The 23,106-nt window shown below is 41.6% G+C and carries 24 protein-coding genes and 11 tRNA genes; 2 read left to right on the plus strand and 33 right to left on the minus strand.

Annotated features, from left to right (window positions below; all coding sequences use genetic code 11):
• Nucleotides 1-142: 142 nt before the first annotated feature.
• The 12 genes from FGG79_RS18540 to FGG79_RS18595 form a co-directional block, all read right to left on the minus strand.
• Nucleotides 143-216 (minus strand) — tRNA-Gly (locus FGG79_RS18540).
• A 14-nt stretch (nt 217-230) separates the two neighbouring features.
• Nucleotides 231-307, minus strand: a tRNA-Pro gene (locus FGG79_RS18545).
• Between the two features lie 56 nt (nt 308-363).
• A tRNA-Arg gene (locus FGG79_RS18550) sits at nt 364-440 on the minus strand.
• 21 nt (nt 441-461) lie between these two features.
• Nucleotides 462-547 (minus strand) — tRNA-Leu (locus FGG79_RS18555).
• Nucleotides 548-621: 74 nt separating this feature from the next.
• Nucleotides 622-703: transfer RNA gene (locus tag FGG79_RS18560), tRNA-Leu, on the minus strand.
• 68 nt (nt 704-771) lie between these two features.
• A tRNA-Lys gene (locus FGG79_RS18565) sits at nt 772-847 on the minus strand.
• A gap of 4 nt (nt 848-851) precedes the next feature.
• A tRNA-Gln gene (locus FGG79_RS18570) sits at nt 852-926 on the minus strand.
• A gap of 80 nt (nt 927-1,006) precedes the next feature.
• Nucleotides 1,007-1,083 (minus strand) — tRNA-Asp (locus FGG79_RS18575).
• Between the two features lie 95 nt (nt 1,084-1,178).
• Nucleotides 1,179-1,250, minus strand: a tRNA-Glu gene (locus tag FGG79_RS18580).
• Nucleotides 1,251-1,266: 16 nt separating this feature from the next.
• A tRNA-Ser gene (locus tag FGG79_RS18585) sits at nt 1,267-1,357 on the minus strand.
• 7 nt (nt 1,358-1,364) lie between these two features.
• A tRNA-Asn gene (locus tag FGG79_RS18590) sits at nt 1,365-1,439 on the minus strand.
• Nucleotides 1,440-1,569: 130 nt separating this feature from the next.
• Nucleotides 1,570-2,046: a SprT family protein gene (locus FGG79_RS18595; protein ID WP_138781116.1), complete on the minus strand. Its 477-nt coding sequence runs from the start codon at nt 2,044-2,046 to the stop codon at nt 1,570-1,572.
• A 149-nt stretch (nt 2,047-2,195) separates the two neighbouring features.
• Here FGG79_RS18595 and cmpA point away from each other — a divergent pair, with 149 nt between their 5' ends.
• Nucleotides 2,196-2,309 (plus strand): cortex morphogenetic protein CmpA, encoded by a 114-nt coding sequence (cmpA, locus tag FGG79_RS18600; RefSeq protein ID WP_098351062.1) that lies wholly within the window; start codon nt 2,196-2,198, stop codon nt 2,307-2,309.
• Between the two features lie 135 nt (nt 2,310-2,444).
• Here the strand turns inward: cmpA and FGG79_RS18605 are convergent, their stop codons facing one another.
• The 14 genes from FGG79_RS18605 to acpS form a co-directional block, all read right to left on the minus strand.
• The gene (locus FGG79_RS18605; protein WP_138781118.1) at nt 2,445-4,613 is read right to left on the minus strand and encodes a Tex family protein; all 2,169 of its coding nucleotides are present in this window, start codon (nt 4,611-4,613) and stop codon (nt 2,445-2,447) included.
• A gap of 193 nt (nt 4,614-4,806) precedes the next feature.
• Nucleotides 4,807-5,403, minus strand: coding sequence for a PP2C family serine/threonine-protein phosphatase (locus FGG79_RS18610; protein ID WP_138781120.1), 597 nt, complete (start codon nt 5,401-5,403; stop codon nt 4,807-4,809).
• On the minus strand, nt 5,403-6,200 hold the full coding sequence (sigB, locus tag FGG79_RS18615; protein WP_138781122.1) for an RNA polymerase sigma factor SigB: 798 nt from the start codon (nt 6,198-6,200) through the stop codon (nt 5,403-5,405). Before sigB ends, FGG79_RS18610 begins: the two co-directional genes overlap by 1 nt.
• Nucleotides 6,178-6,645 (minus strand): anti-sigma B factor RsbW, encoded by a 468-nt coding sequence (gene rsbW, locus FGG79_RS18620; protein ID WP_276607984.1) that lies wholly within the window; start codon nt 6,643-6,645, stop codon nt 6,178-6,180. Before rsbW ends, sigB begins: the two co-directional genes overlap by 23 nt.
• Nucleotides 6,645-6,977, minus strand: coding sequence for an anti-sigma factor antagonist (locus FGG79_RS18625; protein ID WP_138781124.1), 333 nt, complete (start codon nt 6,975-6,977; stop codon nt 6,645-6,647). Before FGG79_RS18625 ends, rsbW begins: the two co-directional genes overlap by 1 nt.
• A gap of 77 nt (nt 6,978-7,054) precedes the next feature.
• The gene (locus FGG79_RS18630; RefSeq protein ID WP_138781126.1) at nt 7,055-8,065 is read right to left on the minus strand and encodes a PP2C family protein-serine/threonine phosphatase; all 1,011 of its coding nucleotides are present in this window, start codon (nt 8,063-8,065) and stop codon (nt 7,055-7,057) included.
• Nucleotides 8,066-8,075: 10 nt separating this feature from the next.
• Entirely contained in the window at nt 8,076-8,477 is a 402-nt protein-coding gene (locus tag FGG79_RS18635) for an anti-sigma regulatory factor (protein WP_034763056.1), read from the minus strand.
• 2 nt (nt 8,478-8,479) lie between these two features.
• Nucleotides 8,480-8,842 (minus strand): STAS domain-containing protein, encoded by a 363-nt coding sequence (locus FGG79_RS18640; RefSeq protein WP_171051006.1) that lies wholly within the window; start codon nt 8,840-8,842, stop codon nt 8,480-8,482.
• A complete protein-coding gene (locus FGG79_RS18645; protein WP_138781131.1) occupies nt 8,833-9,663 on the minus strand; it encodes an RsbT co-antagonist protein RsbRA in 831 nt (276 codons plus the stop codon). Before FGG79_RS18645 ends, FGG79_RS18640 begins: the two co-directional genes overlap by 10 nt.
• A 387-nt stretch (nt 9,664-10,050) precedes the next feature.
• Nucleotides 10,051-10,401 carry a type II toxin-antitoxin system endoribonuclease NdoA gene (gene ndoA, locus FGG79_RS18650; RefSeq protein WP_034763063.1) on the minus strand — a complete coding sequence of 117 codons (351 nt, stop codon included), beginning with the start codon at nt 10,399-10,401 and terminating at the stop codon, nt 10,051-10,053.
• A 4-nt stretch (nt 10,402-10,405) separates the two neighbouring features.
• Nucleotides 10,406-10,687: a CopG family ribbon-helix-helix protein gene (locus FGG79_RS18655; protein ID WP_032085355.1), complete on the minus strand. Its 282-nt coding sequence runs from the start codon at nt 10,685-10,687 to the stop codon at nt 10,406-10,408.
• Between the two features lie 125 nt (nt 10,688-10,812).
• Nucleotides 10,813-12,018 (minus strand): alanine racemase, encoded by a 1,206-nt coding sequence (gene alr, locus FGG79_RS18660; protein ID WP_138781133.1) that lies wholly within the window; start codon nt 12,016-12,018, stop codon nt 10,813-10,815.
• 327 nt (nt 12,019-12,345) lie between these two features.
• Nucleotides 12,346-13,359, minus strand: a complete 1,014-nt coding sequence (locus FGG79_RS18665; RefSeq protein WP_138781135.1) for a LolA family protein — start codon at nt 13,357-13,359, stop codon at nt 12,346-12,348.
• Between the two features lie 224 nt (nt 13,360-13,583).
• Nucleotides 13,584-13,934, minus strand: coding sequence for a holo-ACP synthase (gene acpS / locus FGG79_RS18670; protein WP_138781138.1), 351 nt, complete (start codon nt 13,932-13,934; stop codon nt 13,584-13,586).
• 193 nt (nt 13,935-14,127) lie between these two features.
• Here acpS and FGG79_RS18675 point away from each other — a divergent pair, with 193 nt between their 5' ends.
• Nucleotides 14,128-14,712 (plus strand): rhomboid family intramembrane serine protease, encoded by a 585-nt coding sequence (locus FGG79_RS18675; protein ID WP_138781140.1) that lies wholly within the window; start codon nt 14,128-14,130, stop codon nt 14,710-14,712.
• Nucleotides 14,713-14,773: 61 nt separating this feature from the next.
• Here the strand turns inward: FGG79_RS18675 and FGG79_RS18680 are convergent, their stop codons facing one another.
• From FGG79_RS18680 to FGG79_RS18710, 7 genes are all read right to left on the minus strand, one after another.
• Nucleotides 14,774-16,219, minus strand: coding sequence for a PH domain-containing protein (locus FGG79_RS18680; RefSeq protein WP_138781142.1), 1,446 nt, complete (start codon nt 16,217-16,219; stop codon nt 14,774-14,776).
• Nucleotides 16,212-16,691, minus strand: coding sequence for a PH domain-containing protein (locus FGG79_RS18685; RefSeq protein ID WP_138781144.1), 480 nt, complete (start codon nt 16,689-16,691; stop codon nt 16,212-16,214). Before FGG79_RS18685 ends, FGG79_RS18680 begins: the two co-directional genes overlap by 8 nt.
• Before the next feature lie 81 nt (nt 16,692-16,772).
• Nucleotides 16,773-17,738 carry a UV DNA damage repair endonuclease UvsE gene (gene uvsE, locus FGG79_RS18690; RefSeq protein ID WP_138781146.1) on the minus strand — a complete coding sequence of 322 codons (966 nt, stop codon included), beginning with the start codon at nt 17,736-17,738 and terminating at the stop codon, nt 16,773-16,775.
• A 573-nt stretch (nt 17,739-18,311) separates the two neighbouring features.
• Complete coding sequence (locus FGG79_RS18695; protein ID WP_138781149.1) at nt 18,312-18,758, minus strand: nuclease-related domain-containing protein; 447 nt, start codon at nt 18,756-18,758, stop codon at nt 18,312-18,314.
• Between the two features lie 306 nt (nt 18,759-19,064).
• Nucleotides 19,065-20,597, minus strand: a complete 1,533-nt coding sequence (cshA, locus tag FGG79_RS18700) for a degradosome RNA helicase CshA (RefSeq protein WP_138781151.1) — start codon at nt 20,595-20,597, stop codon at nt 19,065-19,067.
• Between the two features lie 261 nt (nt 20,598-20,858).
• Nucleotides 20,859-21,548, minus strand: coding sequence for an alpha/beta hydrolase (locus FGG79_RS18705; RefSeq protein WP_138781153.1), 690 nt, complete (start codon nt 21,546-21,548; stop codon nt 20,859-20,861).
• Nucleotides 21,549-21,656: 108 nt separating this feature from the next.
• Nucleotides 21,657-23,033, minus strand: a complete 1,377-nt coding sequence (locus FGG79_RS18710; protein WP_138781155.1) for a UDP-N-acetylmuramoyl-tripeptide--D-alanyl-D-alanine ligase — start codon at nt 23,031-23,033, stop codon at nt 21,657-21,659.
• Nucleotides 23,034-23,106 lie beyond the last annotated feature (73 nt).

Below are 23,106 nucleotides of genomic sequence, written 5' to 3' on the forward strand. Positions count from 1 at the left end.
CACGCCGCCAGCGTTCGTCCTGAGCCAGGATCAAACTCTCCGATAAAAGTTTGAATAGCTCTTTAAAAATAAATCTAGAATTTACGTTGACGTATTGTCTTGTTTTGTTCAGTTTTCAAGGTTCAATAAAAGGTAAATAAATTGGAGCGGGTGAAGGGAATCGAACCCTCATCATCAGCTTGGAAGGCTGAGGTTTTACCACTAAACTACACCCGCATATAAAATTATGATGGTCGGGAAGACAGGATTCGAACCTGCGACCCCTTGGTCCCAAACCAAGTGCTCTACCAAGCTGAGCTACTTCCCGTCAGAAAAGCATATGTATAATCCGTGCGTATAAACACTCGCTTGCAGAAACAAGGATGGCGCGCCCGAGAGGAGTCGAACCCCTAACCTTTTGATCCGTAGTCAAACGCTCTATCCAATTGAGCTACGGGCGCAATATGTTTTTTGAAACCTTTTGGTGCGGCCGAGAGGAGTCGAACCTCCACGGGGTCGCCCCCACTAGGCCCTCAACCTAGCGCGTCTGCCATTCCGCCACGACCGCGTTTTAAAGCGACAAACACTATTATATCGAGGATAATCTATTATGTCAATACTTTTTTAAAGAAGTTTTATAAGTGCGGGTGAAGGGACTTGAACCCCCACGCCTTGCGGCGCCAGATCCTAAGTCTGGTGCGTCTGCCAATTCCGCCACACCCGCATGAATCTGTTTTATTTTCGCATTTACGAAAATAATTTAGTAAGATATTTTACTAACGTAAAAATCTTTGGTGAGCCATGAAGGATTCGAACCTTCGACCCTCTGATTAAAAGTCAGATGCTCTACCAACTGAGCTAATGGCTCGCTATGGCTGGGCTAGCTGGATTCGAACCAACGCATGTCGCAGTCAAAGTGCGATGCCTTACCGCTTGGCTATAGCCCAATAATCCGTCGAAAAGTGACGAGGTTTATATAATAACATGTCCAAATCAATTAAGTCAATTACTTTTTTAAAAAATAATTTGGCGGTCCGGACGGGACTCGAACCCGCGACCTCCTGCGTGACAGGCAGGCATTCTAACCAACTGAACTACCGGACCAAAGTTTTTTCGCGACAGCGAAAATAACTATCATTACCTTGACGCTTGTCAAAATAACTTTCATTATAAACACTCGTACAATAATAGAAGTAATATGACCCGTACGGGATTCGAACCCGTGTTACCGCCGTGAAAGGGCGGTGTCTTAACCGCTTGACCAACGGGCCATGATTTGAAACATTATGGCGGAGAAGGAGGGATTTGAACCCTCGCGCCAGTTGCCCGACCTACACCCTTAGCAGGGGCGCCTCTTCAGCCACTTGAGTACTTCCCCATAAAAATGGCTCCGCAGGCAAGACTCGAACTTGCGACCGATCGGTTAACAGCCGATAGCTCTACCACTGAGCTACTGCGGAACGTGAAGTATTCTTACGCTTTACTCGTCTTATCGACTCTTTCGATTATAATGACTCATCGATTTAATGTCAACTACTTTCAGGCACTTTTCTACCAAACATATGATCTTTTTCCAGTGAGCTAATTCACTTAGGACTCCCCATCGTCAAGTACAATTTCCTTATCAAATCGAAGTTTCCCTTTGCATCGTCCACAAACATATTTCTTAGTATTAATCTTTCTTCTTCTTTTATATTGTAATCCGCACTTAGAGCACGAATAGATGACAAATCGTTTTCTTGTATTCCCGCCAGGCAATGAGGAACAATGTCTTGGTCCCCCCACTTTTTTCAGTAACTCCTTGAACTCTTGATCTCCGTGCTTGTACCCCTTGCCTTGAAGGTGTAAGTGATAATGGCACAGCTCATGTTTTATGATTCCGATTAACTCATTCATTCCATGCTCGACTAAATATCTGCGATTAATGTCGATGTCATGACTACCTAACATATATCTCCCACCGGTCGTTCTTAATCTAGGATTAAAATATGCTTTATGGAGGAAAGGCCTACGAAAGGATTGAATCGAAATTTCTTCTACTAAGAGTTGTAACTCAGCATTGGTCATCTAAATCCTTCTTTCTTTATTAGAACATGACAACCTATTATAGCATAAACTAGGTATCACCCTTACTGTTTAGACACGATTAACTACTCCAAGAAAATGCCATCTCATCGGTTTAGCTGGTACTTTCTTAGTGATAAGGAGGTTTACTCATGCCTAATTGGCTTGTGAATCAATTGAGGAAAGCTTATCTCGAGAAGGATCGGTATCAAATTAAACTACTTAATCAATGCTGGTATTTTTACCGTAAGAAGAATTGCTCGTAATAAGCATGATCTCCTCTTTCCATGACCGTATTTGATGAACAAATACTTTCACTGATCTCATTAGCAACAAAGTTAAGGAAATAATAAAAAGAGCTGACCTCTGATAGCATGAACTATCAACTGGTCAGCTCTTTTCTATTGAACCATCGTCAGCCCGACTCTTCCTTTCTGGACATCGACACTATCTACCCAAACTGTCACGACGTCACCTACTGAGACTACATCTAATGGATGTTTGACGAAACCGTTTTTCAATTTCGAGATATGGACAAGTCCATCTTGTTTCACACCAATATCGATAAAGGCACCGAAGTCCACTACATTGCGCACTGTTCCCTGTAACTCCATTCCTTGAGTTAAATCCTCCAGTTTCAGCACGTCCTTCTTAAGTAATGGTTTAGGAAACTCATCCCTCGGATCCCGTCCAGGTCGAATCAACGCATCGATAATATCTTTCAACGTCAGTTTCCCGATCTCCAACTCTTCGGAAACATCGTGTAAATTCAACTGACTCAAGGCCAGTTTTAATTCATCCGATCCAATGTCCTTCACACTCATTTCCACTTTAGAAAGAAGTTTCTTCACATCCTGATAGTTGTCAGGGTGAATGGATGTACGATCAAGGATTTCTTTTCCTTCCATTATTCTAAGGAACCCTATACACTGCTCATATGTTTTGGCTCCAAGTCTAGGTATTTTCTTCAATTGGGCCCTAGATTGAAACTTACCTTCTTCTTCTCTTTTTTTCACTATATTATTCGCCACTGTTTTAGAAAGACCTGCTACGTGTTGTAGTAATGAAGAGGAAGCTGTATTAACGTTTACACCAACTTGGTTAACAGCTGTTTCCACAACGAAAGTCAATGATTCATTGAGCTTCTTCTGTGAAACGTCATGTTGATATTGACCTACACCAACAGATTTAGGGTCTATTTTCACTAATTCAGCCAGGGGATCCTGTAATCTTCTTGCGATGGAGACGGCACTTCTCTCTTCAACCTGGAGTTCAGGAAACTCTTCCCTTGCCACCTCTGAAGCTGAATACACACTCGCTCCTGCTTCGTTAACAATTAAGTAAAAAATATTTTCATCCATATCCTTTAATACATCCACAACAAATTGCTCGGTTTCTCTCGAGGCGGTTCCATTCCCAATGGCCACGACTTCAATCGAATAGTTCGTCATGATTCCTTTTATTATTTCTTCTGCCTTCCCTCGCTGTGATTTAGGCGGATGGGGATAGATGACATTAATATCGAGAGTTTTTCCTGTTTCATCAATGACAGCCAGTTTGCACCCTGTGCGGAATGCAGGGTCTACGCCAAGAACCATCTTTCCTTTCATTGGGGGTTGTAGCAACAACTTCCTTAAGTTTTCAGAGAAGATATGGATGGCTTGGTCTTCTGCTTTCTCTGTTAGCTCATTACGGATTTCTCTTTCTACAGACGGCTGAATGAGCCTCTTATAGCTATCCTCCAGCGCTTCTTGTACCAACGGGACGGAAATGGAGTGAGCATGTTTGATTACCTGCTTTTTCAAGTATTGTAGGATACCCTCTACATCAGGCTGAATATTAACCTTCAGAATATCTTCCTTTTCCCCTCTATTCATTGCTAATATACGATGAGGTACCACCTTATGAATCGGTTCCTGGTAGGCATAATACATTTCAAAGACCTTTTTATCGTCTTCTTCTTCTTTTTTTACCTTTGATTCGATTAATCCTTTTCTGAATGTAAAGCTTCTTATGTATTCACGGTAAGAAGCTTCATCGGATATATATTCTGCAATAATATCTCTTGCTCCGTTTAAGGCTTCATCTGTTGTCATTATTTCCTTTTCTTCAGAGATATAGCGCGATGCTTCTTCTTTAAGGTCACCCGATGAAGGAAAGGTTAGCATCCATTTCGCTAATGGCTCTAGCCCTTTTTCTTTCGCAACGGTGGCTTTGGTTCGTCTCTTTTGTTTATATGGACGATATAGATCCTCTACCTTTTGCAGTTTATCTGCGTTCTTGATAGCTTTGGTCAATTCATCTGTTAACTTGCCTTGTTCTTCAATCAGTCGGATAACTTCATCTTTTCGTTGCTCTAAATTTTGCAAGTAATTCCATTTATCCATGATATTACGAATTTGAACTTCGTCTAATGCACCGGTTTGTTCTTTTCGGTACCGAGCGATGAAAGGAACGGTATTCCCTTCCTCAAGTAGTGAGATGACGTTTTTGACATTTTTTATGGAGAGGCTTAGATCTTTGGATACTTTGTTTATTAGTGGTTCTTGATTTGTTAATGTTGCTGTCATTCCTATGACCTCCATTGAAAGGATTCTTGTTTATTTTATCATATCAATGATATGTAATTGAAAGCTCGTTACCACTCTTGATATACAAGACAATTGAATAGAGCAACAAGATCCTAACTCTATTCATACAATTTCTGTAGAACAATCAATTCCTTGAAATACATAAGGAACAAAAAAACTTACCCTAAGACCATTAGAGTAAGTTTCCAATAATATATGTGGTATCATCTGCAGTTCCGTCCACTAGGGATTGAATATCTCCCAGAGCTCCATGAAGGGTAGGGTACCTTTGGAGGATATTCTTGACTCCCGAAATATTCAAGCCATCTGAGTGAATGAGGAACCTTGAGTTAGCATCATAATTGAATCGTTGCGTCTTATATTGTTGCGGCCTTCCAGATAGATATCCTGTCACCGGTAACGGGTAGGTCATCTTTCCTGCAGGAGCGTACATATAAAAACGAATGTTTCCTACACAGCTATACACAAACTCTTTCGCATGGTAATACACTTTAATGATCGCCACTGCAGCTCCACGTTTTCCTTGAAGAGCTTTGTTACAAAGGCTCATCAGGTTTTCAACGTCTTCATGATGATGTTTTTCCACTATTTCCACCACTACATGGGACGATTCATAAGCGAACTCACCACTCCCTAAACCATCGGCCAGTACACAGATAAAGTAATCATTTGTGGAAGTATAGAAATAACTGTCTCCACAAAACGGGTTTCCATTTTTAGATACTTGTTCTGCATAGAGTTCGATATCATTTTGTTGAAGATAGGCCATTAATAATGACTCTCCGAATCGTTCATCTCATCTTGAATGGCTTCCCTTAGCTTTTTAATGGCTCTTCTTTGCAGTCGGGAAACATGCATTTGTGAAATACCAAGCTTTTCTCCGGCTTCTTTTTGGCTTAGATTTTCTAAATAAGTGTGCTGTATAATAGCTTTTTCTCTATCCGAAAGAACATGAAGGACTTTCTCAAGAACTAGTCGCTGGTTTACTTTCTCATAACCTTCATCTTGATCTCCCACAATATCCAGAATGGTTACCGTGCTTCCCTCTGAATCAGCCTCTATAGAATGATCCACAGATAATGCCTGATAACTTCTGCCCATTTCCATTGCTTCTAGAACCTCTTCTTCACTCACTTCTAGATATTCCGCAATCTCATGGACTTGAGGAGAACGCTCTAATCGATTGGTTAACTCTTCAACCGTCGATTTAATTTTCGGACCAAGTTCTTTAATTCTTCGGGGAACATGTACACTCCACGTTTTATCCCTTAAGAACCTTTTGATCTCCCCGATGATGGTAGGAATCGCAAATGCTTCAAAAGACCTGCCAAACGATTCATCATACCGTCTGATTGCACCAAGCAGCCCAATCATCCCAACCTGGATTATATCCTCATGAAACGATCTTCCTTTTGAATATTTCCTTGCAATGGACTCAACAAGATTCTGATAGTGCAAGATGAGCTGGCTTTGGGCATCATCATCCTGGGTTTCCTGATAATCCTTGATCCATTGAAGTACTTTTTCTTTTTGTGCCTGCTGGTTAGGTTGAGATAGTTTTTTCATCCCTCTCCACCTGCTCCCCTGATAGGAATTTAGTCATAAAGACCGTCACTCCCTCCTTGTGATGCACTTTTACATCATCCATCAGGCTCTCAATAAGGTAAAGACCTAACCCACCTTCTCTTAAGAACTCAACGGAATGATCGGCATGATAAGGACCAACCGCACTGCGAATTTCTTTGAAATCAAAACTTGCACCGTGATCTGCAACCATCACCTCAAGGCGATCCTCATACAGTGCGAATCCAACAACAACTTCTCCATCATTGTCTTTATACGCATGCTGCACAGCATTGGTGATAGCTTCACTTGTAGCAATCTTCAAATCCTCAATTGCATCGTAATCAAACCCCATACGACTTGCAATTCCTGAAAGCGTCAAACGAATAACCCCGACGTACTCCGGCTTTGCGGGGATCTTCATCTCGATGTAGTCAAAAGCTTGCATCATTCCACGCCACCTTCTACCTTGGAATTAATATTCATAATATCCCCTAAACCTGTAATATCAAACAATCTTTGTAATCGATCAGATAATCCGATTAGATGTAATTGTCCATCCCTTGCTTTTACCGTTTTAAACAATCCGACGAACACACCTAATCCTGTACTATCCATATATGAAACGTCTGAAAGATCCACTGTAATGTCTTTATTATCAGCTTCAGCAGATGGTTGAAGCGTTTCTTTAAGCTTTGGTGCTGTATATGCGTCAATTTCACCAGCTACTTTAACAAGCAGCTCGTTCTCTTTTTCTTTCATATCTATTGATAAGTTCATAAAAAGACCACCTTTTTGGCTACATTTATAATACGTCTCTATTCATTTACCCTATTCCTGATAAAGATAAACTTCTTTTACGAATTTCTTTTTATGATAATCAAGGTGAAATCGTCCCGAAGCTCAAAGTGTTGAAGCTTCTCGAGTTTTTTATAGACATTCTGGATGATCTCTTGAGTTGAAAGATGTGTATACTGGCTAATTAATTGAACCAGGTCCTCCCTCTCAATGAAACCTTCTTCCGTTCGACATTCCGTTACTCCATCTGAGAGGAGAATAATCATGTCGCCTACTTCCACACGTCTTTCGTATTGTCTGTACTTCGCCTTCTTATCAACACCTAAAAGAAGGCCTTTAGCATCGAGATCCTCATATTCATTGGTTGCTGCTCTATAAAAAAAGCCGGGTTCATGCCCAGCTGATGAGTATGAAAACAGGTGTTCCTTCGAATTATATACACCGTAGAACATTGTAATGAACATGCTCGCGTCCACGTTTTGTTCTACCACTCTATTTAGGCTCTCCAATACAGCATTCGGTTCATTACGATACTCAGGCAAGCTGTCCATGGCATATTTAATCATGGACATGCAAAGAGCTGCTGGTATTCCCTTGCCAATTACGTCTGCAATAGCAACGCTTAAGCTGTCATTTTCATCTTGAACGAAGTGATAGTAATCTCCGTTCATTTTCTTTGCCGGAACACTCACAGCTCCAATATCCAATCCTTCCACTTCAGGAATAACGGTCCCAAGCAGCGTTTGTTGCATATTGGATGCCACATCAATCTCATTATTTAATTCTTGTTGTTTTGTTCGTAAGCTTTGATGTTCACGATAGGCAAAACCGTAGCCGATCATCACTTCTAATAATATATCGAATGAGTGCAGTACTTGATGTGGTATGTTCGGTTCCATTTCCAAAATCACACTCTTATGGAGACTGATGATTTCTTCTGGTGAAACATGGTGCTCAATCGACTTACGACTGAATTTCTGCCCTAAATAAAGAGCTTTTTCATCTTGCTCATTTAAGTAGTGTTCGATTATCTCTCTATATTTAGAATCCATTAACTCTCTGAAATTCATTTAACTCCCCCTAGCGGAGCCACTTAGTCGCCCTGATATCTGTCCCTTCACCGGGAACAGATTCGACGTTAAATTCGTCCATTAAACGTTTAACTCCAGGCAAACCAGCTCCTAATCCGCCTGATGTGGAATATCCATCTTCCATTACTTTTCTAATATCTGCAATACCAGGACCTTCGTCCAAGGCGATAATCCGTACACCCTTTTTCCCGGCATCGAATAATTTCTCTATGCAAATCTGACCATAGCCAGCATATAAATAGATGTTTCTTGCTAATTCGCTGATAGCCGTAGTGATACGAGCTTGGTCAACTGTGCCGAATCCGAGCTCTTTCGCTACATTCCTCCCTAACTGGCGGGCAGCAACGATGTCCCATTCATTCGTGATCTTCACGCAGGATTGGCTATCCATACCTAGTCCCCCAGTTCCAATTGTAATTTCTCCAGACCTTTTTCAAGATCAAGAGCGGTTAGAACGTCCTCCAACCTGATCCCAAGCTCGATCAACGTTATCGCTACTGCTGGCTGAATGCCGGTGATGACAACTTTGGCCCCCATCAATCTCGACATGTTGATCACATCTCCAAGGACTTTGGCGATAAATGAGTCTATAAAGTCAATGGAAGTAATATCAATGACTACTCCCCTTGCACTTGTTTCATGAATCTTCTGAAGGAGATCTTCTTGAAATTGAAGGGCTGTATGGTCATCCAGTTCCCATTGAATGGAAATCAACAAACAATCATGCAGCTTTAAAATTGGTATTCTCACTCTAATCCCTCCGCCGAAACTATTTTTCGATTTGTCATTTCAAGAGCTTTTTCGATTCCTTTTCGGAGCGTACTATTCGTACTGAACTGATTTAAATCAATTCCTAAATTGACTATCGTTTGCGCAATTTCAGGTCTGATTCCGACCAGCATGCACTTAGCACCCACTAAACGTACGGCTTCAGCTGCCTGAATGATGTGATGGGCGACCATGGTGTCTACTACAGGAACGCCTGTAATATCGATCAACACGACTTCCGCCCGATGCTTTACGACACCGTTCAGCAGGTTTTCCATGATTAGTCGGGCTCTCTCTGTATCAATCGTACCGACAAGCGGCATGATCGAAATCTTTTCAAATACCGGTATCAGCGGTGCAGATAATTCCTGCAAAGCGATTTTTTGTAGAGAGACTGTTCTTTCCCATGATTCTGTATAAGCACTGATTACTTTATGATTCATTGGGGTCAACCATTTATCGAACTTCTCAACCTGAGCTGCATGGTTTTGATCCGTAATGATGCCTTCTTTCATCATACCTTCGTAAACGACTTTTCCGAAAGTTCCTAAAGCCGATGTCACAAACGTAAGTGGCCATCCCAGACGGACAACCTTTTCTGCGAACTCTTCTAAGCGGCTATTGAATTCATGAGAATCCCTTAAGTTAGAAGTGATCATTTCGACAAACTCATGGCTTGTCTTAGTAAAGACCTGATCAGAAACGACTTGAAGGAACTTCTCGTCAGCTTCACTTCTCATTCGTTCCATCCAAATACTAGTGATCTCTGATTTATTATCCTGAATATAATCCGTGACTTCACTAAACATTTAGTTCTCTCCATTCTATCATATGAAATTTAACCTTAGTATTTATGCCGAATGATGTAACCAAATTTTAAAGTAGTTTACAACAAAGAACGAAAAAATGACGTAATTACTTTAATAGTAACAAATAAATATGGAAAAGAAAAAGCTTATGCCATTTCGGGTATTTTTTCACTTTCTTTTCCCATTATAAAGTGTTCACATGATTTTGTCATAAAATTGATTATATTTACACTATCCATATTTTTCTCAGAGAAAGATGGAATCAAAAAAAGGCAAACAAAAAGGCTTAATGATCAGCACATGGTTGATCAGCAAGCCTTCTGGTTTGCAGTTATATTGTCCCTATTGTTAAACGTGATAATGGTTCCACACAATGAAAAAAATCCGTTAAAATTGAATTAGACCTACACTGATTTGCAGGGCGTCATCCACCTTCTCCATCATCTCATCATCTAAGTGTGTGATTTTATCGGTCAAACGTTGTTTATCAATCGTTCTAATCTGTTCAAGCAAGATAACGGAATCACGTTCAAAGCCATAACGTTTTGCATCAATTTCAACATGAGTAGGCAGTTTTGCTTTTTGAATTTGTGCGGTAATGGCAGCTACAATAATTGTGGGACTGAACCTGTTCCCAATATCGTTTTGAATAACAAGTACCGGCCGAACTCCGCCTTGTTCTGATCCTACAACAGGAGAAAGGTCTGCAAAATATACGTCACCACGCTTTACAATCAAAGGATTAACCCCCGCTTACTAAGCGTTCGACTGTATGTTCTGCCTCATATTCTGCTTGAATCGCTTCAGAAGCGATTGCGAGATTAATCTTAGCCATTTCCATATAGCCGCGTCTCATAGATTCACGTAATTGTCTCTTCTTACGCTCTCTTAAATACATTTTAGTTGCACGATAAATAAACTCATTGCGATTCACATTTTCTTGATCTGCAAAGCCGTCTAATTCTGTAACGAGCTGTTGCGGTAGACGAATTAAGATTTCTGTTGTTGCGCTGGATTCAGACACAAACTACACCTCCACCAATCACTACATACCGTTTCGTTCATTAACATATTTATCATACCATCAAATCAAGGGAATGAAAAGTTAATTTAACAATCTCTTCTATTATCCACCAGTTTAAATACTAATTATTCATCAAATTGTCCGTTATTTCCCTTTAAGCCTTGAACTCCGGTCGATAGGAGCTTATTCGATACCTCTGTCGGTTCCCCGTTCCTTATATAGATGCGGGGCACCCTGGTGGAAATGATACAAGGGATCTCATAGTTAATGGTATCAAGCTTTCCAGCGATTTCATCCATTGTAATCACGTCTCCCCCCTGATTACCTATCAACGTTACCCGGGTACCGATTTTAAGGAATTCAGGTAGACGAATCATGGACTGATCCATGCAAACCCTTCCAACAATTGGAACCCTCTTGCCATTCACCAACACGTCTTGACCTTGTAACTTTCGAAGCCACCCATCAGCATAACCAATCGGAATCGTCCCGATCCACTCGTCTTTCTCTGTTTCATACGTAGCTCCGTAACTTATCTTCTCACCAGGTGAAAGCTCCTTTGTATGAATAAGTCTCGAATGAAGGGAAAAGACTTGCTTCAAAGGAAAAGGCAGTACCGGTTTCATCTCTTCCGATGGAGTCAGCCCGTACATGGCGATCCCCACCCGCACTGAATTGAACAAGGTGTTCGTTTTCCTCAAGGTTGCGGCACTATTGGAGGAATGAACATAAGCCGGTAAAGATTCCAATTCATCCAGCATTCGTTCGAATCTCACTAACTGTTCTCCAAGGTATTCATCGTTCAATTCATCAGCCGTGGCAAAGTGGGTAAAGATCCCTTCAAGCTGAAATGACGGGTGGGTTTGGATATACTGCTCGATTGCTTTCAGTTCTTCCAAAGACCTGACACCTATTCGTCCCATCCCAGTGTCACACTTGATATGGAGGTTCAATTGTTCTCCATCAGACAGCTGTTCTTCAGCTTCAACAAGCCACTCATGGTGGAAGACTGTCAAAGAAATATCCAATCTGGCAGCAATCTGTACGTCTTTCGGCCTCGTAGCGCCTAATACGAGAATAGGAGCAGTTATGCCTGCTCTTCTTAAGGATATCGCTTCATCTAGGAACGCAACGGCCAACCCATGCGCTCCTGCAGCGAGGGCTGTTAGAGAAGTTTGTACATCCCCATGACCATATGCATTCGCCTTTACAACTGCAAATACGTTCACTCCTGATGGAATATGTTCTTTAATATTTTTTACATTTTCAAATAAATAATCTAAATTAATTTCAGCCCATGTATCTCGAAAAAATTGCGTCTGGGTTTCCACTCTATTCACTTCCTCATATCATTACACAAAACATTGTCATTCTATTCAAGAATACCACGGATTATTCATATAATCATTCATTGTGGTATATAGAATTTTCTGGAGAAGGTGATATTTCTTATGGCAGTAAGATGTTATTGGATGGTGAAAATACCGGAGCGGTTTAGAGGAAGGGGAGTTTTCACTGCATAGTTTGGGGGATTTATGTGGTTGGAATTGGAACCTGCGACTAGTATATTATCGAGTTCGGAGTAAATATTATCGACTTACCTTTTTCCACATCATATTGAAAAGAGGCAGACCCGATAGGCCCGCCCCGATTAGACTTTATTTCACCATGGAACCTTGAACGGATTGCGCTACCATCACCATTTCGGATGGAGTCAAATCATTGGAGGCAAGCATGTAATCTACCCCGTTATTCGTCCATCTGATGGATTGTTCTGTCATGGCCGCTACCGTGAAGCCAAGATCCACTAATTCACCTTTTAATGAAGTAGACACTGTCATCGTAGGTACAACAGCTGTTTTCTCTTGTACAATCGTGAAAGATTTTTCACCATCGTACGTTAAGATGACCCGTTTCCCTGTATCGGTCGCCATTTCTTTTTCTTCTATTAATTCAGTGCCGGTGATTTCTGACATTGGGTAAAGAACCGTGAATTCATCATCTTCCACACTTGCTGTAACGGGAACCTCAAGTTGGGCACCAGTCATGTTTTTCTTCATGTCGAAATCTTTCTTGTCAAACGCAGCTTTCATGTCCATCTTAGAGAATTCCACTTTGACAAGCGGGTTTTGGTCTGAATCCAACACATTAACCGATGCCGGCGTCAAATCTTTCTTATTAAAGGCAATCTCTTGGGTCGGAAGCATTTGGCTGTTTTGATAACGGGTTTTCGTTGTAAAGACATAATGTTCTTTAGTTTCTTTGAATGTCGCTTCTTTGTCTTCTACTACATCTTTGACAAGTGATTCATACAAGTAAGCCTGACTGCTATTTTCCGGCCAGTCACTTTGGAAGCGGAAGCTTTTGTTCAATGCCGGTGTAAGAACAAACACACCTTCATCATTGCGTAAGATCATTTGGCTCTGATCTTTCGTAGCGTTCTTCAATGCCACCCGGTAATAATTAGGGTCATTATGCCACACTTCCACGTCATATGTCTGTGGTTCATCCCCCACCTGCAGGGTCATCTTCGCATCCGCTTTATACCCCTTCATATCCTCTACCTTTGCCTTCAGATCCTTGGTAACATCGTCTTTCGATTTCTCACCACAAGCTGCGAGCATCAACACCGCAAGCATCGCCATCACTAGTATCACTAGCTTTTTCTTCATGTTTTCAACCCCTTTTGTCCCAGGATAAACGTAATTGAGAGAGGACAAGGCAGGCCGTCTAAGAATGGACGATTCTTATCGAATGCCCCGTTCCTTAGCCCAATTGCAATTCACCAAAGAACCGCGATTGTTAAACAACCAGCCTTGTCTCTCCTATTGCACTACTGAATATATGAGACAACCTAAGGGATTATGCTAGTGGATATGACAAGCTTGAAATAAAATCACTCTTCGATGATGACCTGCGCTGCCGCAAATTCCCGGCTATGGGTGATGGAGAGATGGGCATTGTTTCCCTCGGGCTTTGAAAAATATGGCTTTCCAAACTCATCCTTACTGACTTCAATATCCTGAAACGAAAGAGCCGCTCCAATCCCGGTTCCATTCGCTTTGGCGTACGCCTCTTTCGCCGCAAAACGTCCCGCCGCATATTCTACCTGACGCTGTTCACTCAATGAAAAGAACACGTCTTCTTCTTTCCCTGTCAAAATCCTCTTCATAAACTTTGGCTGACGTTCTAGCATGCGCTGAATGCGACTGAGCTCCACAATGTCCAATCCTATTCCTTTAATCATATGCGATTCCCCTTCTACTCTTGTCCTATTGTGCATATTTCTATAATGACTATACTCGTGATTTTCACCGTTTTCTTATACTATAGTAGTGACTGTGTTTTTTTGAAAGTGAACGAGAGCTATCGTTCACTTGTCCGGAAATCATCCGCTACCATTTTAAAAGAAGAAACGAACCTACTTAGGAGGATACAAAATGTTTGTCAGGACCGAAAGCTTTTCACAATTTTTACGATTCTATCCCATTATCTCCTTGATTGTATTAATTCATATCATCTTGTTCTTAGTAAGCGCTCTTCCTATTTTCCCTCAACTTTGGGTGTATGAGCAACTGGCAGGTGTGAATGTCTTTATTAAAGAAGGGGAATGGTGGAGGCTGATCACCCCGATCTTTGTTCATATGGGATTCGCTCATCTATTATTCAACTCGTTTTCACTTGTACTGTTCGGACCGCCACTGGAAAAATATTTGGGAAAGGCAAAATTCATCAGTCTATATTTAGCATGCGGTGTGTTTGCTAATATCATCACGTATCTTATCAAGCCTCTCACCTATAGTCACGTGGGCGCATCAGGAGCGATTTTCGGTTTGTTCGGCTTTTACATCGCCATGATCGTGATGAAGCATCCTTTCATCACAAAGGAAAGCCGTCAAGTCATCTTACCTATCGTAATCATCGGTGTCGTCATGACCTTCATGCAATCCGGCATCAACATCACAGCCCATATCTTCGGGTTGATTGCTGGATTTGTGATCAGCTGGATAGCAGGCAGAAAGTAGAAATATTTCATCGGTATCATGAAGAAAGGACCCGTAAACAACACGGGTCCTTTCGTTCGTTCTATAAGCTATGGGAGAACCAGTAAGCAATGCTTTGGAGATCTTCTTTCTCAAGATCTTTGATTGCACTTGCATAGCCCGCCTCCCCGGATTTGATCGTAGTAGTAAGACTCCCCAACTCTTTTCTCGATTGGAACCAACTTTCTTGACCATCTAATGATTGAATTCGATTTTTCTTTAAATACATTGTATTCTTCAACAGCCCTCGGTACTGAAGCGATAATTGTCCACCATCAATCCTCCATCCACCGGCTCTGTATTGATAATATCCCAGGATGCCAAACGGGATGATCAAGAACGCAGTCCAAAGTCCATATGGCCAGAAGAAATAGCAGGCAACTGCTGTCGGAACCAACACCCAAATGGACTGCCTGAATACATATCTTTTTAAAGAACGTTTAGGTAGCCTCTTAAATTCCTCTTGAATGATGTAGTCAGGAAAGAGCCCGCTTAACAATTCTGGGATCCGTTTCTTTTTTACTATCGGGAGCAGTTTAATACTTGTACTGTCCTTTTCTAATACGGATCCTCCCGCATTTTCAATATGAACAGTACAGTACCCCATTAGTTGCCTTACAGGATTTTCCACGAGGCGGATCCCCTGAACCCGGTTTAACGGAACAGTCACCTGCTTCTTTTCAAGGAGACCACGGGTCATGACGATATGATCATCCACAATTCTTATTTTAAAATCACCATAAATGATAAATGTCCAAACAATTGACAGAAACCAGACAATAAGCAAGCCTAAAAATGCCGCCATAGCAGCGATAAACACTCCACTTTTTACAAATACCGCCACTTCTTCATACACTGCCTCATAGGGGATGAACTCATTAAATTGAGATAAGAAAAGAAGCACCCCTGAAAGAATGACCCCTACCCCTCCTGAAGTTGCCGCAAGTACCCAGATGTCCCTGGATTGAAGGGAAAAGTACGCTTCTTCTTGTGGCTGTTCTTCAGAATGGTCTTCCGCTACATTAGCGCTCTTTTTGTCGCTGTAAATCATCTTCTCCAACTGGACTGCTTCCTCTTTTAAAATGGCCGTCAATTCCGCCTCGGATTCCCGGGGGTTTGAAGATCCTGCTGTCTCGATTTTCACCTTCACCAATCCAAATGGCCTGTGTAAAATACCTTCAGAGAAATTCAAACTCTGAATCCGTTCGATGGGGATATACCGTTTCTTCTTAACGAATAGTCCGTATTCGATCCTTAGTTCACCTTCTTCTATCCGGTAGGAGAAGCGCAGCCATTTCACTATCCCCGAAACCAGAACAAACACCAGGACTGCCACCATCGATAAGAGAGGCATATAATCCCAAAAACCACTCTTATCTCCCCGGTTGTTCAGCACAACCAGAAAGACAAACGGTACAATTAATTCCTTAAGTTGTTTCACAAAACTTGCTACTGCAGAAATAGGATGAAGTCGCTTGTGTTCAGACATCATCTTCCGCCACCCTCGCCAGTTGCGATATTGAATTCCTTAATTCATCTGCTTCTTCCATGTTTAATGCGGGAATCTCATGAACCGTTGCCGCTGTTGAAATGGTAATCGTTGATAATCGGTACCTTTTCAATATTGGCCCTTGCACAGTATCTACATGCTGCACCCTCACCATCGGAACCAGAGTTCTCTTCACAATGAAGATCCCCCTTTGGAGTTCGATCTCCTGCTCTCTCACTTCATACCTCCATCGCTTCCACTTAATCGTCGGAAGGAAAAAGACAAACAAATATGTAAAAAGAATAAAAATGCCTACAGCCGCAGCAATCACCCATTGCGGCCAATCAAATATGACCGTTAAAACAATGGCCCCTGCAGAAAGCGCCGCCACTATGAACGATTCAAATACCCCATAAATCCTCCAGACCTTCAAGGCCATTGGCGATATTCTTTTATGCGGTTCTCCTATCATACCCATCCACCTCATCTCTCTTACTAAATCTTACAATACATATACGATTCGGAACAAGGATGGTTTCAGATTGTGTGGAGATTAGCTTTTTAACACAAAAGAACTCTTATCGACCCAATCAATCCCTTCGATTCCTTTCAAATCCGCTACTAACCGAAACAACGCATCATCCTTCTTCTTCGCTTCGATCATACAATCGATTTCATCCACCGATCCTTTTACTCCATGGAGAAAATCGAGAAACATGTTCGGGTCAATGAAATCGGCATGGGCTTTGTATTCCTCAAGGGATCGGGGACTAGAAATGTGCATTTTCACCGGCAGCGGGGACAGACTCCAGGTTCCAACAACTCGTTCCCAATCCAGTAACCAGTCCCTTTCGTTGTAGGCAAGATGATGATGATAATCAAATACAAGAGGAATCCCAAGCTTCTCACATAAATAAAGAGCATCTGCTGCGCTGAAAACTGTATGATCATTCTCAAGAATGATCATACGCTGAAGATCGACCGGTGTCAGACCCCAATTGTGTATAAATTGCTCGAGTGCCTTTTCTTTATCCTCATACGCCCCGCCTACATGAAGAACACATCGATGAGTCGTATCTACCCCCATCCCTTTCAATAATGCTTCATGCATCTTCAACGTTTTCAGAGAGTTTTTCAACACATCTATCTCACTGGAATTCAACAGGACGAAGTGATCAGGATGGAACCCGACCCTCATCGGATGAAGCGATAAGTACTCCTTTATGGCCTCGAGTTCCTCCATTAAGGGGGAAATGAAATCCCAACATTTCAAATCGGGATGATTCGCAAGGGGAATCAATTTCGAACTGAAGCGGAAAAAATGGATCTCGTTCAGGACATTATGCTTTAACAGCCGCAAACAATTAGTAAGATTCGATTTCGCAATCCGCTCGAGCTTATGGATAGCCGCTTCTCGATCCTTCAGTCCTGAGAACTGCTTATAGGTCATGGTTTGGGAAGGTGATGCATTTTGAAGGTTCATACTCATGGCAACATAGCCAAGTTTTACGAGTGTCATGTGGTGTGGACTCCCTTTTTGGGGTTAGTATGTGCGTTTGGTGGGGAATTATCTGTTCGTTTGGAATAGATAACAGATTTTGTACCTCCTTGAGTTTCTAGCTGAAGAGATTTCAATATTTTATAAGCTGTGTTTCTCGAGTTTAGATGGATAAAATTCCTTAGCTCACTGTTGGTTAGGTGATCACTTATTAATAAGAAATATTCCCGGACCGCCTCTATATGAGCATGCTTTGAATAGGCTCCACATTTAACACAGGACCATGAAGCACTCACTCTAATCATGGGAGTGTGATTGCATTTCTCACAACGTACCCCAGTGATAATATCCCTTTGGGAAATGGAATAGGCTCCCATGATGTCAGTATCAGATTCTTGATGTTTTTTTAAAATGTTCCTTGTCACTTTTAAAAGTTCTTTATCTGTAACTGCTGTTTTCAAATATTTCTCATTCAATTCTTTAATCTTATCTACTATATTCTGAGCGTGAATAATATTTCTATAAGGGGAGTCCCCCGGCGTGCTTTGAGTGTAATTCAGAATGGTTGATGGATTACTAAATACAACGAGGTGTTCAATGGGGGGGATGCTTCAGTTTATGGATACCAAACCATTTTTGGAGTAATAATTTTTGTCTTTGCACTTGAGAAATAGGGTCAGAAAATCCTTCTGTTACGCCTTTATAAGTTCGGGTCAGTTGTTTAATGAATGGATCAATCGTTACGTTTCCTAAAATGTTCTTTACTTCGATAAGTAAAATATAACACGGAGTGAGGAGGAGGAAATCAATCTGGAAGTAGTTAGAGAATAGAGGGAGCCTTACATCGTAAAAAATTTTGTATTTCTTGTCTTTTAAGAAGCTGAGGTGATAGTAGACTGTTGATTCTCCGTTGTATCCTGCTTTTCTTTTCTTAAAATCCTTCTCTACCATAGGAAAGTTTTGATGATGGGGAGGCAACCTCCATAATAATGCTTGATTTTTTTCAATAATAATAGGGGTCTTGAGTCCTTTACAGATCAAATGATCACACTCCTTTAAGGTTATGGTATCTTAGTTCGCCAAAGCATTGGGTAACCCTCCTTTTCAATTGAAAATTTTAACAAATAGACACGAATTGCGTCATTTTTGAAAGGGTTTGCGTCATAATCTATATAATTGCGTCATTTCTCTTCTTAATTGCGTCATATTTTTATTTATTGCGTCATTCAACTGGAGAATTGCGTATTTTTGTAAAAATTGGAAATTCACGAATCGATATCACTCGTCAAACACCAAAACCCATAAAAAAACACGACAACCCCAAGGTCATCGTGTTCCCAATCAAAATCAAGAATTGTTATAAGATTTGCGGTTGCTTGAAGATTGTGGTCTGCTACCGCCAGTACGGTTGCGATCTCCGCCACGGCTTCCGCCTCCGCGATTTCCACCGCCAGTACGTGATGATCCACCACGACTACCGCCTTTACCACTGCGTGCTCCACCTTTGTATCCACCGCCGCGATTTCCGCCGCCACGGTTTCCACCGCCACCACCTCTTGATGGTAATGGACGCTCTTCAGTAATGTCTACTGGAGTTGTATCCGGTTCTTTTGTCAATACACGGATCGCTGCAGCTACTGCTTGAACAGGATCGTGATCTCCAAGGAACTCTTCAGCTAATTGATAGTAATCTTTAATATCACTTTCTTTTGCTGCTTCGGCTAATTTTTCTAGAGCCAGGCGTTGTTGACCTTCTAGGGCTTCGTTTAAGCTAGGTGGCTTAAGGGCCGTCATTTTCTTCTTCGTTGTTTGTTCAACGATTTTCAGGTAACCCATTTCTCTTGGTGTTACAAACGTAATGGACATACCCTTCTTACCTGCACGACCTGTACGTCCGATACGGTGAACGTAGCTTTCAGGATCTTGAGGAATATCAAAGTTATAAACATGCGTTACACCAGAAATGTCTAATCCACGAGCAGCAACGTCTGTTGCAATCAGGATATCGATACGGCCTTCTTTGAACTTCTTAAGAACCGTCATACGACGAGCTTGAGAAAGATCTCCGTGGATTCCTTCAGCCAGGTAGCCGCGGATGCTAAGAGCTCTAGCAAGTTCATCTACTCTACGCTTTGTACGACCGAATACGATCGCAAGCTCAGGTGATTGAACGTCGATTAAACGAGAAAGAGTATCGAATTTTTCTTTTTCACTTACTTTTGTGAAGAATTGTTCGATGTTCGAAACCGTTACTTCTTTCGATTTAACCTTGATTACTTCTGGCTCTGACATGAAGCGGTTAGCAATGCGGCGGATTGGATCCGGCATTGTTGCAGAGAATAGAAGTGTTTGTCTTGTGCTTGGAACTGTCTCAAGAATGCTTTCGATGTCTTCGATGAAGCCCATGTTAAGCATTTCGTCTGCTTCGTCAAGTACAAGTGTCTCAACGTTTTCAAGGTTGAGTGTTTTACGTTTGATATGGTCAAGTAGACGACCTGGTGTACCCACGATGATATGAGGGTTCTTTTTCATCGCGCGGATTTGACGTTGAATGTCCTGTCCTCCATAGACAGATAACACGCGAGCACGCTTGTCGGCGCCGATACGATATAACTCTTCAGAAACTTGGATCGCAAGTTCACGAGTTGGTGCAATGATAAGAGCTTGAACGTTTGGATTTTTTACGTCGATTTTCTCGATCATCGGAATTCCGAATGCTGTTGTCTTACCTGTTCCAGTTTGTGCCTGACCGATAATATCTTTACCTTCTAAACCTACTGGGATCGTACTTGCCTGAATTGGTGTTGCTTCTTCAAAGCCCATACGTTTAATTGATTTCAACGTAGATGCGCTTAAATTTAAATCTGCAAACTTAGTCAATGTTACATTCTCCTTTAATTTACATCTTTTATAACTAATCAATATCTGATTATATTTTTAGGTCGGAACGAAATCTTACCCACCGAAAGACTTCGGTATCTAATCTAAAACCGTCTATATGAGATGTTTAGTTTTATGTTTGGTACAAAAAAATACACTCTTCAAATTAGAAGAGCTAGCACGTCCAACAAAATAAGAACTATGTTGTAGTAATGTTACCACTTCTAGAAATGAATTTCAATCTAATGTCAAATAGTCAATCTATTCACTTTGCAGGAATTGGAAGATCTTATCAAAAAGTTCGTGATTATCTTCGCTGTGACAAATCAAGTGTTTTGCTTTAGAGGAGTAAAACAAATCCTTCTCCTGAGAAGAAATAGTCTCATATATATATTTCGCTGCTTTAGGGGGGACTATTCCATCATTTTCTCCTTGGGCGATAAATGTGGGGGTGTTCACCTTTGTTAGGAGGGGACGGGCCAACCTAACCACTTTTCTAAATTCATACGTGGACAGAATAGGGGTTTGGGTCACCTTCCATTTGTATCTGTTGTACAGCTCATTTTCTATCAGGTTTCCTTGCATGCCTTCTTTGAACATATTTCCAATATCTTTCAGCAACTGTTTAATGTTTACATAGTAAGCTGCCGCACTTAATAGGACAAGCTTGTTAATATCGTATTTTACGGAAAGATAGGAAGCGATCAAGCCACCCATGGAAAAGCCGATTACATAAACCTCTTCGCAAGTATTCAATAGATCCTTCAGTGCCTCTTCGGCATGAAGAAGCCACTCCATATGTTTGACGCCCTTAAGTTCGAGGGTTTCTCCGTGTCCAGGGAGAGTCGGCACAACGATTTCCCAGTCAGTCCTGCTCCTAAGGAATTCTGCCAGCGGTGCTACTTCATAAGGGCTACCTGTAAATCCGTGGATTAGTAAACAACCAATCATGTTATCCCCACTTACGTGAAAAAGTAGGGAGCGAGCCATACTCCCCTATCTCTACAAGCTCATTCTGTGCATTTCTCTAGGAGTTTAAACCATGACGTCACCATCATTTTATTCCTTTAATCCCTCGATGACTTCTTCTAACTTTATTCCCCTTGATGCTTTAAATAAAACCAACTCATCTCCTGTAATAAAGGAAGAAAGCGTTGATGTAAGACGTTCTTTATCCATAAACGAATGGACTCGATCTTCAGGGAAATTTTCAAGTGCTCCCTTACCGATAGAGCTTCCTAATGCCCCAAGAGTAAATACCTGCTGAATTTTCTCCGGATCAATCAAGCGTCCGATCTCTTCGTGAAACTCTTCTTCCTGATCACCAAGTTCCAGCATATCACCGAGAACGAGGACCTTCGTATTAAATCCGGTGATCTCTGATACAAGTTGGATGGCAGCTTTCATGGAAGTGGGACTCGCGTTGTAAGCATCGTTGATGATGCTCTCTCCCTTTTTCCCTTCCACCATTTCCATCCTCATTTGGGTCAGCTTTAATGATTGCAAGCCCTCTTTCATTTCATCCACACTCAGGCCGAATTTACGGGCAATCAAAATCCCCGCTAAGGCGTTATGGATATTATGCTGTCCTAAGACTGGAAGGAAAAATGTTTCCCCTTCAGCAAACGAAGCCTCAAAATAACTACCTTTATTATCCATTTCAATATTGGTTGGGTAAATGGTATTGGATTCGCTTCTGCCGAACGTTTCCACATGTTTTAAATTCAGTCCTTTAACCCCATCCTGTAACAGTGGTTCATCACCATAGTATGCGAATAACCCGTCTGACTTTAAACCTTTCACGATCTCAAGCTTGGCTTTGGCTATACCTTCTCGTGAGCCAAGGTCCTGAAGATGGGACTCTCCTATGTTTGTGATGATGGCAGCATCTGGCTGGGAGATTTCAGATAGAAGCTCAATCTCGCCAAATCCGCTCATCCCCATTTCAAGCACTGCCACTTCTGAGTCCTGGGGCAGAGAAAGGATTGTTAATGGAAGACCGATGTGGTTATTATAGTTTCCCTGGGTTTTATGAACCCGATATTTCACCGATAGAAGATTAGCTACGATATCCTTCGTGGTCGTTTTTCCATTGCTTCCAGTAATGCCTACTACTTTCAAATCAAGCTCGTGACGATATTGATTCGCTAATGACTGAAGAGCAAGCAATGGATCTTCCACCACAATGACCGGCACATCTTCAGGGGGATTTGGGACACTCATATCCCATAGGGCAGCTGACGCACCATTTTCAATTGCATGTCGCACAAACTGGTGACCGTCCACGTTTTCACCTTTAAAAGGAACAAACAGGTTAGCCTCTTCAATCTTTCTTGTATCGATGGATACACCTTTCACCACAACCGAATCGAACGTGGAAAGGTCATTTTTTACGTCAAGCATGGTACAAATCTCTTTTATCGTTTTTTGGAACATTCTTTTACTCCTTTTACTCTTTTTTGATCAAAATAGAGCAGGGACTGCCTTTAGACGTTGAATCCTCTGGTCA

Source organism: Bacillus sp. BHET2, assembly GCF_005938125.1.
In the GTDB taxonomy this organism is placed as follows: domain Bacteria; phylum Bacillota; class Bacilli; order Bacillales; family Bacillaceae_B; genus Rossellomorea.

Excerpts from the sequence above, each read along its gene's own strand:
- uvsE (WP_138781146.1), bottom strand. The coding sequence starts at position 17,738 with ATGACACTCGTAAAACTTGGCTATGTTGCCATGAGTATGAACCTTCAA.
- FGG79_RS18605 (WP_138781118.1), bottom strand. The coding sequence starts at position 4,613 with ATGACAGCAACATTAACAAATCAAGAACCACTAATAAACAAAGTATCC.
- cmpA (WP_098351062.1), top strand. The coding sequence starts at position 2,196 with ATGCCTAATTGGCTTGTGAATCAATTGAGGAAAGCTTATCTCGAGAAG.
- FGG79_RS18625 (WP_138781124.1), bottom strand. The coding sequence starts at position 6,977 with ATGAACTTATCAATAGATATGAAAGAAAAAGAGAACGAGCTGCTTGTT.
- rsbW (WP_276607984.1), bottom strand. The coding sequence starts at position 6,645 with ATGCAAGCTTTTGACTACATCGAGATGAAGATCCCCGCAAAGCCGGAG.
- FGG79_RS18610 (WP_138781120.1), bottom strand. The coding sequence starts at position 5,403 with ATGGCCTATCTTCAACAAAATGATATCGAACTCTATGCAGAACAAGTA.
- FGG79_RS18645 (WP_138781131.1), bottom strand. The coding sequence starts at position 9,663 with ATGTTTAGTGAAGTCACGGATTATATTCAGGATAATAAATCAGAGATC.
- FGG79_RS18705 (WP_138781153.1), bottom strand. The coding sequence starts at position 21,548 with ATGATTGGTTGTTTACTAATCCACGGATTTACAGGTAGCCCTTATGAA.
- FGG79_RS18665 (WP_138781135.1), bottom strand. The coding sequence starts at position 13,359 with ATGAAGAAAAAGCTAGTGATACTAGTGATGGCGATGCTTGCGGTGTTG.
- sigB (WP_138781122.1), bottom strand. The coding sequence starts at position 6,200 with ATGAAAAAACTATCTCAACCTAACCAGCAGGCACAAAAAGAAAAAGTA.
- acpS (WP_138781138.1), bottom strand. The coding sequence starts at position 13,934 with ATGATTAAAGGAATAGGATTGGACATTGTGGAGCTCAGTCGCATTCAG.
- FGG79_RS18630 (WP_138781126.1), bottom strand. The coding sequence starts at position 8,065 with ATGAATTTCAGAGAGTTAATGGATTCTAAATATAGAGAGATAATCGAA.
- FGG79_RS18675 (WP_138781140.1), top strand. The coding sequence starts at position 14,128 with ATGTTTGTCAGGACCGAAAGCTTTTCACAATTTTTACGATTCTATCCC.
- FGG79_RS18710 (WP_138781155.1), bottom strand. The coding sequence starts at position 23,033 with ATGTTCCAAAAAACGATAAAAGAGATTTGTACCATGCTTGACGTAAAA.
- FGG79_RS18680 (WP_138781142.1), bottom strand. The coding sequence starts at position 16,219 with ATGTCTGAACACAAGCGACTTCATCCTATTTCTGCAGTAGCAAGTTTT.
- FGG79_RS18635 (WP_034763056.1), bottom strand. The coding sequence starts at position 8,477 with ATGGATAGCCAATCCTGCGTGAAGATCACGAATGAATGGGACATCGTT.
- FGG79_RS18685 (WP_138781144.1), bottom strand. The coding sequence starts at position 16,691 with ATGATAGGAGAACCGCATAAAAGAATATCGCCAATGGCCTTGAAGGTC.
- FGG79_RS18595 (WP_138781116.1), bottom strand. The coding sequence starts at position 2,046 with ATGACCAATGCTGAGTTACAACTCTTAGTAGAAGAAATTTCGATTCAA.